This window comes from Ancylobacter rudongensis (genome assembly GCF_900100155.1).
Taxonomy (GTDB): domain Bacteria; phylum Pseudomonadota; class Alphaproteobacteria; order Rhizobiales; family Xanthobacteraceae; genus Ancylobacter; species Ancylobacter rudongensis.
The window spans coordinates 152,516-169,423 of record NZ_FMTP01000004.1 but is presented as its reverse complement, the minus strand read 5'-3'; the positions used below and the strand labels follow the sequence as shown (position 1 = coordinate 169,423).

Below are 16,908 nucleotides of genomic sequence, written 5' to 3'. Positions count from 1 at the left end.
GCCCGCCGGGCACGTCGCGCCTCGGGACGGCTCCAACTTGCCCGCCCTGGCCCGGCCCAACCTTAACCTGCCCGCGCCGACCCTGCTCATCACAGGCTTCGGCCATTTTCCCGGGATGCCGGCGAACCCTTCCGCCAGCCTCGCCCGGCTTCTGGCGCGCGGGCGCCGCCGTGCGGGAGGGCAGGTCGCGCTGCATCTCCTGCCGACACGCTGGGACGTGGCCGCCGCCTTCCCGGCCCTGCTGGAGCACACCGCGCCCGATATCGTGCTGATGCTGGGCGTTGCCGCCCGGCGCCGGCAGGTCTCGATCGAACTCGTCGCGCGCAACGCCACCGGCGATTTCCCCGATGCCGCCCGCCGTCGCCCGGCCTCTCGCCCGCTGCAACCCGGCGCGCCGGCCGAGCGGACGCTGAGCGCCCGGCCAGCCCCGCTGCTGGCGGCGCTGCGCGCGGCCGGGGTGCCCGCTCATCTCTCGCGCCAAGCCGGCCGCTATGTCTGCAACGCGCTGGCCTGGGGCGCCTATGGCTGGGCGCGGGCGGGGCGACGGGCGGATGGAGGCCCGCGCCTGGCCGTCTTTGTCCATGTGCCACTGCCGCGCCCCGGCCGACTCGCGCTGGCGCGCCTCGCCCGGGGGCTCGACGCGCTGCTCGCCGCCCTGCTGGCCCAGTTCCACCAGAGCCGCCCGCGAATGTGAGCCCGCCGCCAAATGAAGAAGGCGGACGCCGCGACGCGCACGACATCCGCCCCCTTCGGTGGCAAGGCACTGCGAGTTGGCTCTCAGGGCTGGCGCTCAGGCACCTGCACCGTGATCTTCATCGAGGCGTACCACGCCGCGAGATTGGCGATGTCGGCATCGGTCAGGTCCTTGGAGACCACCGTCATCATCTCGTTGATGCGGCGCCCGGCGCGGAAATCCTCCAGCGCCTTGGCCAGATAGACCTCCTGCTGGCCGGCGAGGTTGGCCGCCGTCGGCAGTTGGGCGATGCCGTCCGTGCCGTGGCACACGGCGCATTGGGCCGAGGCCTTGGCGCGCCCGGCCTTGGCATCCTGCGCCATGGCGGGGGCACAGCCAAACGCCACGGCCGCCAGCAGGGCCGCGCAGATCATCCGTTTCATTGATTGTTCCCGGCAAAGAAAAAATGCGCCCCCGCGCCCGACGGCGCGGGGGCGAGGCTGCGGCCCGCTTACTTTTCGTAAGAGATGCGGTAGATCGCTCCCGACGTGTCGTCCGCCACCAGCAACGAGCCATCATTGAGCTGCGCCACCGCGGCCGGACGGCCAAGATATTCGCCGTCGACCAACCATCCCTCGGCGAAGGGCTCGCTCTTGGCGGCGGTGCCGTCCTCGTTCAGCGAGGTGAACATCACCCGCGCCCCCACCGGATCGGTGCGGTTCCACGAGCCGTGCTGCACCGAGAAGATGCCGCCGCGATACTGCGCCGGGAACTGTTTGCCGGTGTAGAAGGTCATGCCGAGATCGGCGGCATGGGCGTCCATCTCCACCTGCGGCTTCACCGAATCGGCCGGCGGCGTCTGGTCCTTGTATTCGACGGTGCGGACAGTGCCGCCGCCGAAATAGGGGAAGCCGAAAGTCTGGCCGGCCTCGGTGGCGCGGTTCAGTTCGCCGGGCGGGATGTTGTCACCCATGCCGTCGACCTGATTATCGGTGAACCACAAGGTCTTGTCCTTCGGGTTGAAGTCCATGCCCACCGAATTGCGGATACCCCACGCATAGACCTCGCGGTTCTTGCCGTCGCGATCCATCCGCACGATGCCGCCAATGCCGTTCTTCTTGTAGAGGTCGTATTTCTCCGGCGCGAACACGTTAAAGGGCTGACCGAGCGTGATGTAGAGCTTGTCGTCCGGCCCGATGCGGCAGACCCGGGCGGTATGGTTGTAGGATTCCTCGGCGGGCGGGATCAGTTCGCCCTGCTTGACCACCTCGAAGGCGGCGACATCAGGCCCCTCATAGAAGAACTCGGCGGCCGGGAAGAGCAGCACGCGGTTCTGCTCGGCGACGAACAGGAAGCCGTCCTTGGAGAAGCACACGCCGTTGGGCAGCTTGAACTGGATCGAGGGCGCGAACACCTTCACCTCATCGGCGACGCGGTCCTTGTCGCGATCGGTGACAGCCCACACCTTCGCCTTGCGGGTGCCGACGAAGACCACGCCGGTGGTCGGTCCCACCGCCATCTCGCGCGCATCGGGCACGATGGCGTAGAGCGCGATCTTGAAGCCGTCCGGCAGCTTGATCCCGGCCAGCGTCTTGTTGAACGCATCGACGCGCGGGCCGGTCTGCGGCACCGTTTCCATTTCCATGGAGGCGCCGGTCTGCTGGAAGTTCGAGAGTTTCTGCATGTTGTCGGTCGACTGGGCATGAGCCGAAGCCGACAGCATCATCGCGCCCGCGAACATGGTGGATGCGAGAAGCGCAGCGTTGCGCGAACCGCGCCGGAAAAGAGACATGGGGTTTCCTCCTGGACATCCCGGACCTCGTTCGGGTCCGTTGACGCGGCACGCTAGCATGCCTTACGCAAACGTTAAGTCAGCAACACTGGCGTTTCTGCCACTAATTCATCTTGGCGGACAAAAAATATTACCATGACGCTGCGCGTAGCAGCGGACTACTACATCCACAAAAACAACACTGCCCGACATTATCTTTGATAATGTATTATAGCACCGGCCTGCCATACGGCTGGCGTGGTCGGCGCTGGCGGCGTTACATCCTTGTCGGGCGAATCCTGCTATGGGCTATTGACGCCCCGACGCCGCCGGACCTGCCCGTGACGATCTATCTGCCGATAGCGGAACTACCGGTTAACATCTTCACGCTGCTGGCGCTGGGGATCGCGGTCGGCTTCATCTCCGGCATGTTCGGCGTCGGCGGCGGGTTCCTGATGACGCCGCTGCTCATCTTCCTCGGCGTGCCGCCGGCGGTGGCGGTGGCGAGCGTGTCGACCCACATGGCCGCGTCCTCCTTTTCCGGCACGCTCACCTATCTCCGGCGCCGGCTGGTGGATGTCCGATTAGGCCTGGTGCTGCTAACGGGCGGCCTCACCGGCACGCTGGCCGGCGTCGTGGCCTTCATGCTGCTGCGCCGGTATGGCCAGCTCGATCTGGTCATCGCCGTCACCTATATCGTGATGCTCGGCACTATCGGCTCGCTGATGGTGGCGGAGAGCCTGCGGGCGCTTCTGCGCGAATGGCGCGGCGAGAAGGCGCAGGTGAAGCGCCCGGGGGCGCATCCCTGGTTCCTGCGGATGCCGTTCAAGATGCGGTTCCGCCAGTCGCGCATCTATGTCTCGGTCATCCCCGTGGTGGCGATCGGCTTCGCCATCGGGTTTCTGGGCGCGCTGATGGGCATTGGCGGCGGCTTCATCCTGGTGCCGGCGCTGATCTACCTGCTGCGCGTGCCCACCCTCACCTCCATCGCCACCTCGCTGATGCTGACGCTGGTGACGATGACCGCCGCCATCCTCATGCACGCCGTGCTCAACCAGACGGTGGACGCGGTTCTGGGCCTCGTGCTGATGGTGGGCGGCACCATCGGGGCGCAGTTCGGCGCCCGTGCCGGGCAGGCGATGCCGGCAGAAAAGCTGCGGCTACTGCTCGGCCTGCTGGTGCTCGCCGTCGGCCTGCGCGTCGCCATTGACCAGATCGTCACCCCGGCCGATTTCTACGCCGTCTCGATCGACGAGGCGGCGCGATGAAAAGGCTCGCTGCGCCGCTGCTGCTCCTCATTCTGGCCTTGGCCGGTGGCGACGCGCGTGGCGCGGAGCTGGTGCTCTCGCTGTCGAAGGCCCGCGTCACCATCACCTCGAACTTCACCGGCGACACGATCGTCCTGTTCGGCGTCATCGCTCCCGGCGACGCCACGGCGCCGGCCCGGCCGCAGGATGTCGTCGTCACCGTGCGCGGGCCGAGCGAGAGCTTCACCACCTGGCGCAAGGAGCGCTATCTCGGCATCTGGGTGAACGTCGACAGCCGTAGCTTCCTCGCCGCGCCGTCCTATCTCGCCGTCCTCGCCAGCCGCGACCCGGCGCTGATCGCCAGCCCGGAGACGTTGCGGCACGAGCAGGTGGGGCTGGACAATACCCGCCTGCTACAGCGCATCGGTTCCGACTATGCCGATGTGGTGCCGCAGGACCCGTTCCGGCAGGCCTTCCTGCGGGTCAAGCAGGCGCAGGGGCTCTATTTCGAGCGGCCAGCCGGGGTCGAGTTCATCGCATCCAATATCTTCCGGGCGACTATCCCCATTCCCGGCACCGCCCCCATCGGCCCCTATGAGGTGGTGGTGAAGACCTTTGCCGATGGCGCGCTGGTGAGCCGGGGGGCGCTGAGCCTGGAAGTGGCGAAGATCGATTTCGAGCAGACGGTGGCCACGACAGCGCAGGACCATCCCTGGCTCTACGGGCTGGCCACCGCGCTGATGGCGCTCGGTGTCGGCTTCATCGCCAATCTCGCCTTCCGGCGCGACTGAGCCTCACAGGACAGGCGCGGGCGCGAAGGCCACCCCCGCCCGTTCCAGCACGCGCGCCGCCTGCAGCGCCTTGTCTTCCCGCCACGGGGCAGCGATGAGCTGCACGCCGATGGGAAGCGGGTCGTCGGTCGGGATAGGCGCGGCGACCACCGGCAGGCCGATGAAGGAGATGGGCTGGGTGTAGATGCCGATATTCGGCCGCACCAGCATCTCGCGCCCGTCCAGCACGAAGGTCGTCTGCCCGCCGCGCGGCGCCGGCACCGGGGTCGAGGGCGCGATCAGCACGTCCCAGTCGGCGAACAGTTCCAGCGCCCGGGCGCGGAACCAGCGACGGAAGATCTGCGCCCGGGCGATCCAGGTCGCCGGGAGCACGGCGCCGGCGAGCAGGCGCTCGCGCACCGCCGGGTCGAAATCCATCGGACGGTCGCGCAGCCGCCCCTCATGCAGCGCCGCCCCTTCGGCCATGGAGATGAGATAGGCCGCCGCCCGCGCCCGCTCGACCTCGGGCAGTTCCACCGTCGTCGTCGCGCCCAGCGCCTTCGCCGCGCGCGCCACCGCCTCATAGGCCTGCGCCGTGCCCTGCCGGGCGAACCAGCCGCCCAGCACCGCGACCTTGAGGTCGCCGGGCGAATCGAGGCGCGCCAAAACAGGCGCAACTGGCTGGTCGGCGAGCGCCGGGTCGTCGGCATCGGGTCCCTGCAGCGCGTCATAGGTCGCGGCGAGATCGCCGACATGGCGGGCGAAGGGGCCGAGATGGTCGAGGCTGGCGACAAAGGGAAAGCTGCGGGCCCGCGACAGCCGCCCATAGGTCGGCTTCAGCCCGAAAATGCCGCAGAAGGACGACGGCACGCGGATCGAGCCGTTGGTATCGGAGCCGAGCGCCAGCGGCACCAGCCTGCCGCCCACCGCCGAACCCGAGCCGCCGGAGGAGCCCCCCGACATATGCTGGGGATCGTGCGGATTGGCCGAACGGCCGTCATGCAGGTTCTCGCCGGTGAAGTCATAGGCATATTCGCCCATGTTCAGCCCGCCAAGGCACACCGCCCCCGCCGCATTCATCCGCTCGACCAGCGTCGCGTCGCGCGGCGCCGGCTCCCGGTCACGGTTGATCTTCGAGCCTGCGCGCGTCGGCAGCCCCTTGAGATCGAACAGGTTCTTCGCCGCGAACGGAACGCCGGCCAGCGGCCCCAGGGGCGCGCCGGCCGCGTGGGCGGCATCGAGCGCGTCGGCCTCGGCCAGCGCCCGCTCGCGCGTCACATCGGTGAAGGCGTTCAAGACCGGATCGACGGCGTCGATCCGTGCCAGCGCCGCCTGCGTGACCGCGCGGGCGCTTATCCGCCCCTCGCGCACCGCCGCCGCCAGGTCGCAGGCGGGGCCGGCGAGCAGGGTCGCGGCGCGTAGGGTGGCGGCGTCGGCATCGGCCGGCATGGGCGCGCTCATGGCCGGTAGACCGGGGCCGGCTCGGCCTCGTCCGGCAGCGCGAACGCCGTCACCAGCGCGGCCATCGCTGCGGCTGTCTCAAGATGCATCAGCACGCGCGGGCGCAGTTCCGGCTCCAGTGGCAGGCCCGCAACCGTCAGCCCTGCATCGAGCAGCGCCCCGCACGCCGATTCGCCCTCACCCGTCGCTGCTGACCGCATGCCCCGCCTCCCATCTTTGCGCGCTGCGCGCCACGATCATACAGGAAGCGTGCCACCCGCGAGATCGATCTGCGGGGGGCGCCAAGGGGGGCGTCAGGCGGGTTGTCCACGCCGGCGTCAGGAAGCGTGCGCGGTGGCCTTGCAAAGCGCCGGCCGCCAAAGTAGGTTCCGCGCCGTTCTGGCACGCAGCTGTAGCTCAGTTGGTTAGAGCGCCGGTCTGTGGAACCGGAGGTCGGTGGTTCGAGCCCACCCAGCTGTACCAGAATCCCCGTCGCCCCCATCTTTTTGGTCGGACAGTGCCGGCACGCCTCCGGCGTGCCGCACGGGCGCCGTTTTCAGACGTCCAGATGCGTCGCCCAATAGCGTCGCCCGGTGGCCGCAGGGCACATGAGGTATGGCGGCATGGAGCGCAACCCGGTCTTCGTCTTCGGCTCGAATCTCGCCGGCATCCATGCCGGCGGGGCGGCACGCTGGGCGCATGACAACCGGGGCGCCGAATGGGGCGTCGGCTTCGGTCTCACCGGCACCGCCTTCGCCATTCCCACCAAGGACTGGGACATCGAGACGATGCCCCTGCCGGACATCCAGAAATATGTCCGCCGCTTCCTGAAATTCGCCGCCGCCCGGCCGGACCTTTCCTTCCAGCTCACGCCGATCGGCTGCGGCCATGCCGGCTACACCCCGGCCGACATCGCCCCGATGTTCAAGGACGCCTCGGCCAATGTGAGCCTGCCGGACGAGTTCAAGGCCGTACTCGGCCAATAGGCCGCGCGAGCTAATTCAGCGCGTGTCGCAGATATAGAGCGACATGTCGGCGCCCGCCGCCCGCAGTTCCAGCCAGACATCCGGGCGCACCCGCACCCGCCCGCCCCTTTTACGGGCATAGGCGAGGGCGAACGCCTCGGCAGCGCGCACCCGCTCCTGCGTAAGGGGTGGGGATGCGGGAATCGGGCGCATCAGCGTCGGGGGGGAGATCAACGTCATCGGCACGGCCTCCTCGCTGGGGGCAACGTGCCATGCAAGTCGGCTGCCAGCCCGCAAGGCGAACTGGCAGCCGACAAGAAAGCGTCCGGCCGGCCGGACGGGAGATCAGGGCGCCAGAACCTCGGCGCCGGCGCTTGTCTTGGGATAGGGCAGCTCGGTGACCAGCCGCGTCGCCGGCTTTTCCTGCGCGAACAGCGGGGCGAGGTCGATGGTGAGATAGTTCAGCCGGTTAGCGTAATCGGCGATCATCAGCCGATTGTTGGTAAGATCCTTCACCACCACCCACTGGGTATAATCCGAGACCAGCGAGCCGTCCTTCAGGCGGGACTGGGCGATGCCGAGCGGGATATCGACATTGTTCAGGATATGGGCAACCGCCTGCGCTGCCGCGCCCGCATCTGCCGGCTCGGTCACGCCGTGGCGCAGCAGAGTGGCGCGGACAAAACGCGAAGGCGGCGTGTAGTCGCCGGGAAGGCCGATCAGCCCGCCGCCCTGACCAAGTTCGGTCACGTTCGTCGTGCCGATCTCACGGGCAGGCACGCCCACCGTGGTCAGGTTCAGATAGTTCCGCACATTGTTGAGGTGCCAGTCATAGGTCGGCGCGTTGGTGAGCACATGGGCGACATTGTCGTGGATCTGCAATTCGCCGCCGACATATTCCACAACCATGCCCGCGCCGCTGCGGTCGACGAACACGAAATGAATGGTCGGGGGCGTCGGGCCGGTCTGCAACGTGTCATCCGCCCACACCTTCATCTGCGGCAGCGCGGCGCGCAGTTCGGCGACATTGGCAAAGCTGCCCAGCGCCCAGGAGCCGAAGGTCAGCACCGTCTGGTATTGTTTGTCGTCCTTCGTCACCGTCTGATACTGGGTGAAGCCCGGCAGGAAGTTGCCGCTCATCGAGAGGCCTTCGGAGTTCTGCCCGTCGAGCAGCGCCCCGCCGGGGATGATGCCGGCATTCACCCCGACCACGGAATATTTGGTCGCCACCTTGTGGGCGGGCAGATTGAGCGCGGCGGGAGCGATCAGCGTCAGCTCGGTGCCCTTGGGCTGGCTGACCAGCTGCCACTTCATGTCGAACGCCCACTCCATGGTACGGCCGGCGATGACGCTGCCATCCTTGGCGACGAGATCGACGGCGGTGCAGGCCAGCGACATATTGACGGTGGCGAGAAGCGCCAGCGTGGTAGCGAGGAGCTTTTTCATCGTCTTCCTTTCGGTTTCCGTACCGTCAGTCCACCCCGAAAGGTAAGACCATCCGGCAGACCTGTCCCTTCACATCTTAAGAATGGCTTGCGCTCCAGCCGCCGGCGGCCGTGAGCAACCGGTTGGAAACACGAAAGCCGGCCCAGAAACGCGAAAGCCCGGCGCGGACGCCGGGCCTGACGTGTCGCGCCGGTCGCTGCGCCTCAATGGGCGAGGAACAGCGGCACCGTCATGCGCTCCAGCATGTCGCGGGTGACACCGCCGAGCACGAATTCGCGCAGCCGCGAATGGCCGTAGCCGCCCATCACGACGATATCGATGTCGCGCGCCGCCACTTCCTTCAGCAGCACATCGGCGATGCTCTCACCGCCGGTCGGCACCAGCGTGCGCAGTTCCACTGTCTTCTCGTGACGCGCCAGATGGCGGGCAAGGTCGGCGCCCGGCAGGTCGACACCCTTCTTGCGCAGCGGCTTGCCGGTTTCGACCACCACCGCCTCGACCAGATGGGCGTGGCCAAGAAGCGCCCTCGCCTCCGCCACCGCGCGGGCCGACGTGCGGCTTCCGTCCCAGGCGACCATGATGCGCTTCATCGAGAACGGCTTCTGCTGCTTGCGCGGCACCACCAGCACCGGCCGGCCGGAATCGAACAGCACCGCCTCGGTCACCACATCCTCCGGGCCGAGCCTGTCCGGGTCGGCCTGGTTGACGATGGTCAGGTCGTAGAGCCGGGCCATGACGCCGATCTGCTCGGCCGCCCCGCCCGGCGTGCCATCGATCAGGCGCACCTCGCCGGTGAGGCCGAGCGAGCGCGCCGCCTCGCCGAAGCGCTCGACCGAGGAGCGGGCCAGCCGCTGGCCTTCCGCCCGCTGCGCCTCGATGAAATCGGTGGAGAAGGCTTCCGTGTAGACCGGCGGCACGTCGATCTCGTAGCTCACGGCGACACCGGTCAGATGGGCATCGAGCGCGGCGGCGGCGGAAACCGCATAATCGCCGGCGACGTCTTCCCCAACGTCCGCCACGCGCAGGCTGACGAGAATGTCCTTGATCATCTGGCTTCCTCCACGGTTCTGATGAAGACTCTTTTGCATCCCAAGAAGTGTCGCCGCATTGACGGCCGTCAAGTCTGTCCGCGCCGGCCGTCCCTACGTCAGCCATACCCTGGCCGGCGCAAACGTCGCGCATTTGCCGGGCGGCGGCTATAAGGGCTGCAACGAATGCAGGATTTCCCAGTAGGACCCCCCTCATGGCCGCCATCGGGCGCGCGCTTGCCGTCACTCTCGTTCTGCTGGGCCTGTGGGAAGCCGCGGTGCGCCTGCTGGCCGTCCCCGCCTATATCCTGCCCGGTCCGCTGCGCATTGGTATGACGGCGTGGAACAATGCCGGCGTGCTGGTCCACAATGCCGGCATCACGCTGGGGGAAATGCTGCTGGGGCTACTGTGCGGCTCGCTGCTGGGCATCCTTTGCGCGCTGGCCATGGCGGCTTCGCCGCTGGCGCGCCGCGCCATGCGGCCGGTGCTCTTGGTGGCGCAGGCGCTGCCGGTCTTCGCCATCGCCCCGCTGCTGGTCATCTGGTTCGGCTTCGGCCTTGCCTCCAAGATCGTGATGGCGAGCCTCATCATCTTCTTTCCCGTCGCCTCGGCCTTTCATGACGGGCTGGCGCGCACCGAGCAGGGGCTGGTCGACCTTGCCCGGCTCAATGGCGCCGGCATCATCAAGACGCTGCGCTTCATCCGCATTCCTGCGGCCCTGCCGGCGCTCGCCTCCGGGCTGAAGGTCGCCACCGCCGTCGCCCCCATCGGCGCGGTGGTCGGCGAATGGGTCGGCGCCTCGGCGGGGCTCGGCTATCTCATGATCTATTCCAACGCCCGGATGCAGACCGACATGGTGTTCGCCGCGCTGGCCGTTCTGCTGGCGATGGCGCTGATCCTGTTCACCCTGGTCGATCGCGGACTCACCCGTCTCGTGCCCTGGGCGCCGGAAACGCTGCGGACATGACCCTTTATCTCGCCAATGCGGATGCCCGCTGCGTCTTCCTCGCCACCCAGGGCCTCAGCCGCCCGCGCGGGGCGCTGAGCAAGGCCGGGCTGCTGGAACTGATCGAGGCCATCGGCTTCGTGCAGGTGGACAGCATCGCCACCGTGGAGCGGGCCCACCACCACATCCTGTTCGCCCGCAACCCGAGCTACAGGCGCGAGCACCTCACCGCCCTGCTGGAGAGCGACGGCGCGCTGTTCGAGCATTGGACGCATGACGCGGCCATCATCCCCACCGCCTTCTTCCCCTATTGGAAGCACCGCTTCGCCCGGGCGCGGGAGACATTGGCGACGCGCTGGCGCAGCTGGCACGAGAACGGCTTCGAGACCTATGTCGACCATGTGCTGGAACGGGTGCGCCATGAGGGCCCGCTGATGGCGCGGGATTTCGAAGCCGAAAAACGTCCGCCCGGCGGCTGGTGGAACTGGCACCCGGAAAAGACCGCGTTGGAATATCACTGGCGCACCGGCGCGCTGGCCATTGCCGGGCGCGAGGGCTTCCAGAAGCGCTACGACCTCACGGAGCGCGTCATCCCTGCGCCCCACCGCGTGCCCGAGGTAACGGGCGAGGCCTTCATCGACTGGGCCTGCACCTCGGCGCTGGAGCGGCTGGGCTTCGCAACGTCAGGCGAGATCGCCGCCTTCTGGGACCTCGTCACGCCGGCCGAGGCGAAAGCCTGGGTGGAGACCAACCGCGACCGGCTGGAGCCGGTGCTGATCGAGGGGGTGGACGGCAAGCCCCGCGCCTCGCACGCCTTCGCCGGCAGCGCCGCCCTGTTCGCCTCGCTGCCGAGCCCGCCGGCGCGGCTGCGGGTGCTGAGCCCGTTCGACCCGCTGCTGCGCGACCGCGCCCGGGCGGAACGGCTGTTCGGCTTCTCCTACCGCATCGAGGTGTTCGTGCCGGCGGAAAAGCGCGTCTATGGCTATTACGTCTTCCCGCTCCTGGAAGGTGACCGGATGGTCGGGCGCATCGACATGAAGGCTGACCGCAAGGCTGGCACCCTTGATGTGCGCAGGCTCTGGCTGGAACCGGGCGTGCGCGCCTCCGCCCGACGGCTCGACGCGCTCGATGCCGAACTAACCCGCCACGCCCGCTTTGCCGGGGTGGAACGTATCGTCTATGCCGAGGGCTGGCGGGGCGAGTGAGATGGTCGCCCATCGCCCACCCCTCATTCCCTCCCCGCTCTTCCTCATCCCCGGGCTTGACGCGGGGACCCAGACCTTTCACCGCGCCCCGTGATGTCGCCCCCATTTGCCCCTGCCCGGCGGCTCTGCTAGCCTTCCCGCGTCCGAGGGGTGTCCCGCCGGCCGCAAGGCTGAAGGGGCTGAGATGGCAGCCGCCAGACCCTTTGAACCTGATCCGGGTCATGCCGGCGAAGGGACGGAGCGACGGCGGGGCCGCACGCGGCGCGTGACTCCCGCGCCGGATTTCCCCCGAAAGCTCGCGCCGGATCTCCAACTGGGAGGAGATCCATGTTCAAGAACCTTGCCGCCCGCACCGGCGGCCTCATCCTCGCTCTCGCGCTCTCGCTGGCGCCCGCAGCGGCGGCCGACAAGCTCACCGTGCTGCTGGACTGGTACGTCAACCCCGACCATGCCCCGCTGATCATCGCGCAGGAACAGGGCTTCTTCAAAGCCCACGACCTCGATGTCGAGCTGGTCGCCCCGGCCGACCCCTCCGCCCCGCCACGCCTTGTCGCCGCCGGCCAGGCCGATATCGCGGTCAGCTACCAGCCGAGCCTTTATCTCCAGGTGAAGGAAGGCCTGCCGCTGGTGCGCTTCGGCACGCTCATCTCCACCCCGCTCACCGCGCTGGTGGTGCTAAAGGACGGGCCGATCAAGACCATCGCTGACTTGAAGGGCAAAACGGTGGGCTATTCCGTCGCCGGGCTGGAAGATGCGCTGCTCGGCACCATGCTGGCGAGCGTGGGGCTGAAGCCCTCAGACGTGACCATGATCAACGTCAATTTCGCCCTCTCCCCCGCGCTGGTCGCGGGCAAGGTCGACGCGGTGATCGGCGCCTATCGCAATTTCGAGCTCACCCAGATCCGGCTGGAGGGCAAGGAGGGTCGCGCCTTCTTCCCCGAGGAGCACGGCGTGCCTGTGTTCGACGAGCTGATCTATGTCGCCCACCAGGACAAGCTCGCCGATCCCCGGCTGAAGCGATTCCTCGCTGCGGTGGAGGACGCGACCATCTACATCCTCAACCACCCCGAGGAAGCCTGGGGGCTGTTCGTCAAGGCCAACCCGAAGCTCGACGACGAGCTGAACCGCACCGCCTGGACCGATACGCTGCGCCGCTTCGCCCATGCCCCGGCGGGGCTGGATGCCGGCCGCTATGCCCGCTTCGGCGAGTTCATGAAGGGCCATGGGCTGATCGAGACGGTCGAGCCGGTGTCGGTCTACGCGCCGCCCCTGCCCTAGGCGCACCGCCGGACCTCTCCGCCGGGCGGCACCCACATATGCAGCGCCGCCCGGTCTTCCGATCGCCGCCCAGCGATGCTAACCGATGCGGGGGCATCTGGGACGCAGAGGGGCAGGCATGAGCAATGTGCCGTATCACGCGGTGGCGATCGGGGTCGGCGCCGTCGTCGGCGTTCTCGGTTCCGCCTTTCATGTCGGTGTCGAAAAGCTCACCGCCGCCTGGCCGGCCTATCTCGACACCGGCCTCGGGCTGGACGGCTTCCCCCTCTATGCCGCCGCTGCGCTGGTCGCCGCCGCTATGACGCTGGTGTCGCTCTGGCTGGTGCGCACCTTTGCGCCGGAAGCGAGCGGTTCCGGTGTGCCGGAGATCGAGGGCGCGATGGAAGGGCTGCGCGAGGTGCGCTGGCATCGCGTGCTGCCGGTGAAGTTCGTCGCCGGCCTGCTCTCGCTGTCCTCCGGCATGGTGCTTGGGCGCGAGGGGCCGACCATCCATATCGGCGCCTCGGTCGCCAAGGCCGCTTCCGACCTGATGAAATGGTCGGGCGAGGACATGCGCGGCCTGCTCGCCGCCGGCGGCGCCGCCGGCCTTGCCGCCGCCTTCAACGCGCCGCTCGCCGCCGTGCTGTTCGTCATCGAGGAGACGCGCCGGCAGTTCCCCTATTCCTCGCGCACCTATATCGCGGTGGTGCTGGCCTCCATCGCCAGCGCCATTGTCACCGAATATCTCACCGGCAGCCGGCCCTATATGCTGCTGGAAGCGGCTACCATCCCCTATGTCTGGCTGCCGGCCTTCGTGGTGCTCGGCGCCATCCTCGGCCTGGCCGGCTTCGTGTTCAACCGCACGCTGGTCTGGTCGCTCGACCATGTGCGCCGGCTCGGCATGCGCACCTCGTTCTACATCTTCCCCACCTTTGTCGGCCTCACCGTGGGCGTGCTGATGTTCGTGCGGCCGGAGGCGACGCAGGGCGGCGAATTGCTGGCGGTTCAGCTCACCCGCGAGAACCTGCCGCTGGCCATGCTGGTCTTCGTCGTGCTGCTGCGCTTCGTCATGACGATGGCGAGCTATTCCACCGGGGTGGCCGGCGGCATCTTCGCGCCGATCCTGGCGCTCGCGACCACGATCGGGCTCTGCTACGGCACCACGCTGGATCTGTTCTTCACCCTGCCGGACCAGGCGCACACCACCTTCGCGATCGCCGCCATGGGCGGGCTGTTCGCCGCCACCATCGGCGCGCCACTGGTCGGCATGGTGCTGGTGCTGGAACTCACCAGCGCCTATGCGGTGCTGGTGCCGGTGATGATCTCAGCCATCTTCGCGCACATGGTTTTCCTCGCGCTCGGCGGACGGCCGATCTACGAGATTCTGCTGGAGCGCACGCTGGCCCTCGAGGCGGAGGCCCGCGCCGCCGCCTCGCGCTGAACGCCTACGCCGCCACTGGCGCGGGCGCGAGATCGATCAGCCGCGCCGGACCCTCGCCGTCACGGGTCAGCGTCACCTGCCGCTCATGCAGCTCGATCAGGGTCGAGCGGTGGCCGATGGAGAGCAGCGCGGTCTGCGGCAGCCGCGCGCGGAGCAGCAGGTAGAGCGCGCCCTCGCTCGCCTCATCAAGCGCCGATGTCGCCTCGTCGAGCAGCAGCACGTCCGGCTCGACCAGCAGGGCGCGCGCCACCGCGAGCCGCTGCTGCTCGCCGCCCGAGAGGATGGACGCCCACGGCCCGCTCTCGTCCAGCCGCCCGGCCAGCGCCGGCAGGCCAACCGCCTCCAGCGCTTCGCGCAGCCGTTCGTCGTCATAGTTCTCCAGCGGGTCGGGATAGGCCAGCGCGCCGCGCAGCGTGCCGACCGGGAGATAGGGCCGCTGCGGCAAGGTCAGCACCCGCGCGCCGGGCGCTATCCCCACCTCGCCATGGCCATGCGGCCAGATGCCGGCAATGGCGCGCAGAAGCGTGCTCTTGCCGCTGCCCGAGGGGCCGGAGAGCAGCACACGCTCGCCGCGCGCCAGATCGAGCGCGCCCACTTCCAGCAGCGCCCTCCCGTCCGGCAGCCGCACCTCCATGGCGCTCACCACAAGCGGCGCCGGGCCCCTTGCCGGCACGCGGTGGAACTCGCTGCGCAGCGCCTCGGCCTGCGTCGCCTGCACCGATTTCTCGAAGCCGATGAGACGATCGACCACCGACTTCCACTCCGCCAGCGTCGTATAGGCGTTGATGAAGAAGGAGAACGAGCCCTGCACCTGGCCGAAGGCGGAGGCGGTCTGCATCAGCTGGCCGAGTTGGATCGCGCCGGCGAAATAGGCCGGGGCGACGACGACCAGCGGGAAGATCGTCGACAGCTGGCCATAGCCGGCAGTGAACCAGGTCAGCCGCTTCTGGGCGATCATGATGCCCCAGTAATTGTGCACGACATGGCCGAAGCGGGAGAGCAGGCGTTCGCGCTCCACCGGCCCGCCCTGCATGAGCGCGATCTGCTCGCCATTCTCGCGCACCCGCACCAGGTCGACGCGGTAGTTCGCCTCGTAGCGCTGCTGGTCAAAGTTCAGCTTTATCAGCACCCGGCCGATGAGGTGGGTGAGATAGGTGCCCAGCGCCGCATAGGCGAAGGCGGCCCAGACGAGATAGCCGGGAATGTCCCAGTCGGCGCCGAACAGGTTGAAGCTGAAATCGCCCGACAGCCCCCACAGGATCACCGCGAAGGAGGCTAGCGTCATCACCGCGTTGAGCACGCCGAGGAACAGGCCGAGCGTCCGATTGACATAGGAGCTGATGTCTTCGGCGATGCGCTGGTCGGGGTTGTCGGCCTCGTCGCCCTTCAGCCGCATGCGGTAATGGGTCTCGTCCGCCAGCCAGGCGGTGAGGTATTTCTCCGTCATCCAGGTGCGCCAGCGGATCTCCAGCCACTGGCGCAGATAGACCTGATACACCGCCACCGCGATGGCCACCGCCGCATAGAGCGCGAAGATCCAGAGCTGGTGGACGAAGCCGGGATAGTCCTTCTCCTGGATCGCATTGTAGAACACCGCGTTCCACTGGTTGATCAGCACGATCACATAGACCCAGCCGACTTCCAGCGCGATGATCGCCGCGAGCAGGCCCCCGCCGCGCCATTTGTCGTCGCCACGGAAATAGGGGATCGACAGCCGCCAGACATCGGCGAGCAGGGAGAGGATGGCGCGCAAGGGGGCTACTCCGGCAGAGGTCGCGATTACCTCATCTACGCCGGGCGAAGCTGGCGGGAGGGTGGCCGCAACATTACCGTTTGGAGAGCCTGGGTGCTATTCTCCGCTACCGTCCGCGCCGACCGGCAAAATGAAAGCGCGGACGCCGTGCGCCCGCGCCTTCGCGTCGATGACGGCGCGTGGGCCACGCGCATCACCGGGTCAGCAGGTCACGCCGTCCGCAAAGCCGAGGAAGGTGATGGTCACCGTGCCCCCGCTGCCGCTGGCGGATCGCTGAACATTGCAGATCGCCGTCTTCTGCGGGGTCAGGGGATTCGGCGCGTTCACCGGAGGGGTCGCGCAAGGGGGCGGGCTGACGCTGGCGGTGCAATCGTCGCAGCCATACGGAAATACGCCGACCTGGCCGAGATTGGCACCGATCGCCTTGTTCTGAAAAGAGGTGACGTCCGGATAAGCGGTGCTCGCCGACCAGGCTCCGCCCCCGCTCATCTGGAATTCGATGAGGGCATTTACCCCGCCAACCGCGCTGATGTCGATGGTCTCCTGGGCGTAGGGACCCTGGAACGCATTGTTGACGATGAACTCCGCCAGGTTGATCCCGTCCGGGCAGTCCGGGGTGGGACAGTTCAAAGGCGGGGTGCCGAAGGTGATGTTGCCGTTGAAGCCCAGGGAATCGGGCGAGGTGTAGGAAACGGACGCACCGCCCGCCAGCACGAAGGAACCCTGCAGGGGCGTTACCTGCGTCGTCACGAACGGCACGTCGCTGACGCTGGAAACACATCCGGGCGTCGGCCCCAACGTCAGCCATGCGGTCACCGCCGCTGTCGTGCCGTTGGTCACGATAATCTCGGTCTGAGCGGACATTTCCCTACCCATGCCAGGAGTTCATGGAAATCAACACGCTGACCGGACGGTAAAGGGGCCGGCACGCAACTATACCGCGCATACCGTCGGTTGCAACGGCC

General features: G+C 68.0%; 17 protein-coding genes, 1 tRNA gene and 1 riboswitch. Of the genes, 9 read left to right on the top strand and 9 right to left on the bottom strand.

Annotation, left to right across the window (positions count from 1 at the left end):
- The first annotated feature begins 37 nt into the window (after positions 1-37).
- Complete coding sequence (locus BLO63_RS11990) at positions 38-694, top strand: pyroglutamyl-peptidase I family protein (protein WP_244517843.1); 657 nt, start codon at positions 38-40, stop codon at positions 692-694.
- An 83-nt stretch (positions 695-777) separates the two neighbouring features.
- Here the strand turns inward: BLO63_RS11990 and BLO63_RS11985 are convergent, their stop codons facing one another.
- Positions 778-1,107 (bottom strand): c-type cytochrome, encoded by a 330-nt coding sequence (locus BLO63_RS11985; RefSeq protein ID WP_425284333.1) that lies wholly within the window; start codon positions 1,105-1,107, stop codon positions 778-780.
- Positions 1,108-1,184: 77 nt separating this feature from the next.
- Positions 1,185-2,465 carry a PQQ-dependent sugar dehydrogenase gene (locus tag BLO63_RS11980; RefSeq protein WP_091440712.1) on the bottom strand — a complete coding sequence of 427 codons (1,281 nt, stop codon included), beginning with the start codon at positions 2,463-2,465 and terminating at the stop codon, positions 1,185-1,187.
- Between the two features lie 320 nt (positions 2,466-2,785).
- Between BLO63_RS11980 and BLO63_RS11975 the strand changes: the two genes are divergently transcribed.
- Together BLO63_RS11975 and BLO63_RS11970 are read left to right on the top strand one after the other, a co-directional pair.
- Complete coding sequence (locus BLO63_RS11975; RefSeq protein ID WP_091440709.1) at positions 2,786-3,712, top strand: sulfite exporter TauE/SafE family protein; 927 nt, start codon at positions 2,786-2,788, stop codon at positions 3,710-3,712.
- Entirely contained in the window at positions 3,709-4,482 is a 774-nt protein-coding gene (locus BLO63_RS11970) for a TIGR02186 family protein (RefSeq protein ID WP_091440707.1), read from the top strand. Before BLO63_RS11975 ends, BLO63_RS11970 begins: the two co-directional genes overlap by 4 nt.
- Positions 4,483-4,485: 3 nt before the next feature.
- On the opposite strand, the gene BLO63_RS11965 is transcribed toward BLO63_RS11970, so the two are convergent.
- Positions 4,486-5,910 (bottom strand): AtzE family amidohydrolase, encoded by a 1,425-nt coding sequence (locus tag BLO63_RS11965; RefSeq protein WP_091440706.1) that lies wholly within the window; start codon positions 5,908-5,910, stop codon positions 4,486-4,488.
- An 8-nt stretch (positions 5,911-5,918) separates the two neighbouring features.
- Positions 5,919-6,122: a DUF4089 domain-containing protein gene (locus BLO63_RS11960; RefSeq protein WP_091440703.1), complete on the bottom strand. Its 204-nt coding sequence runs from the start codon at positions 6,120-6,122 to the stop codon at positions 5,919-5,921.
- Between the two features lie 185 nt (positions 6,123-6,307).
- On the opposite strand from BLO63_RS11960, the gene BLO63_RS11955 reads away from it, so the two are divergent.
- Positions 6,308-6,384 (top strand) — tRNA-His (locus BLO63_RS11955).
- Positions 6,385-6,524: 140 nt separating this feature from the next.
- Complete coding sequence (locus BLO63_RS11950; protein ID WP_091440700.1) at positions 6,525-6,887, top strand: A1S_2505 family phage non-structural protein; 363 nt, start codon at positions 6,525-6,527, stop codon at positions 6,885-6,887.
- A 15-nt stretch (positions 6,888-6,902) separates the two neighbouring features.
- Here the strand turns inward: BLO63_RS11950 and BLO63_RS11945 are convergent, their stop codons facing one another.
- The 3 genes from BLO63_RS11945 to BLO63_RS11935 form a co-directional block, all read right to left on the bottom strand.
- Positions 6,903-7,106 carry a hypothetical protein gene (locus BLO63_RS11945; RefSeq protein ID WP_091440697.1) on the bottom strand — a complete coding sequence of 68 codons (204 nt, stop codon included), beginning with the start codon at positions 7,104-7,106 and terminating at the stop codon, positions 6,903-6,905.
- A 105-nt stretch (positions 7,107-7,211) separates the two neighbouring features.
- Entirely contained in the window at positions 7,212-8,312 is a 1,101-nt protein-coding gene (locus BLO63_RS11940; protein ID WP_091440695.1) for a linear amide C-N hydrolase, read from the bottom strand.
- Positions 8,313-8,515: 203 nt separating this feature from the next.
- Positions 8,516-9,361: a universal stress protein gene (locus tag BLO63_RS11935; RefSeq protein ID WP_091440692.1), complete on the bottom strand. Its 846-nt coding sequence runs from the start codon at positions 9,359-9,361 to the stop codon at positions 8,516-8,518.
- Between the two features lie 194 nt (positions 9,362-9,555).
- Between BLO63_RS11935 and BLO63_RS11930 the strand changes: the two genes are divergently transcribed.
- The 4 genes from BLO63_RS11930 (at position 9,556) to clcA (ending at position 14,190) form a co-directional block, all read left to right on the top strand.
- A complete protein-coding gene (locus BLO63_RS11930) occupies positions 9,556-10,308 on the top strand; it encodes an ABC transporter permease (protein WP_091440689.1) in 753 nt (250 codons plus the stop codon).
- On the top strand, positions 10,305-11,492 hold the full coding sequence (locus BLO63_RS11925; RefSeq protein WP_091440686.1) for a winged helix-turn-helix domain-containing protein: 1,188 nt from the start codon (positions 10,305-10,307) through the stop codon (positions 11,490-11,492). Before BLO63_RS11930 ends, BLO63_RS11925 begins: the two co-directional genes overlap by 4 nt.
- A 142-nt stretch (positions 11,493-11,634) precedes the next feature.
- Positions 11,635-11,732, top strand: a riboswitch (TPP riboswitch).
- Between the two features lie 87 nt (positions 11,733-11,819).
- On the top strand, positions 11,820-12,770 hold the full coding sequence (locus BLO63_RS11920; RefSeq protein WP_091440683.1) for an ABC transporter substrate-binding protein: 951 nt from the start codon (positions 11,820-11,822) through the stop codon (positions 12,768-12,770).
- Positions 12,771-12,888: 118 nt separating this feature from the next.
- Positions 12,889-14,190 (top strand): H(+)/Cl(-) exchange transporter ClcA, encoded by a 1,302-nt coding sequence (gene clcA, locus BLO63_RS11915; RefSeq protein WP_091440680.1) that lies wholly within the window; start codon positions 12,889-12,891, stop codon positions 14,188-14,190.
- Positions 14,191-14,194: 4 nt separating this feature from the next.
- Here the strand turns inward: clcA and BLO63_RS11910 are convergent, their stop codons facing one another.
- Complete coding sequence (locus BLO63_RS11910) at positions 14,195-15,943, bottom strand: ABC transporter ATP-binding protein/permease (protein WP_091440678.1); 1,749 nt, start codon at positions 15,941-15,943, stop codon at positions 14,195-14,197.
- Positions 15,944-16,144: 201 nt separating this feature from the next.
- The gene (locus BLO63_RS11905; RefSeq protein ID WP_091440675.1) at positions 16,145-16,807 is read right to left on the bottom strand and encodes a hypothetical protein; all 663 of its coding nucleotides are present in this window, start codon (positions 16,805-16,807) and stop codon (positions 16,145-16,147) included.
- Positions 16,808-16,908: the final 101 nt, after the last annotated feature.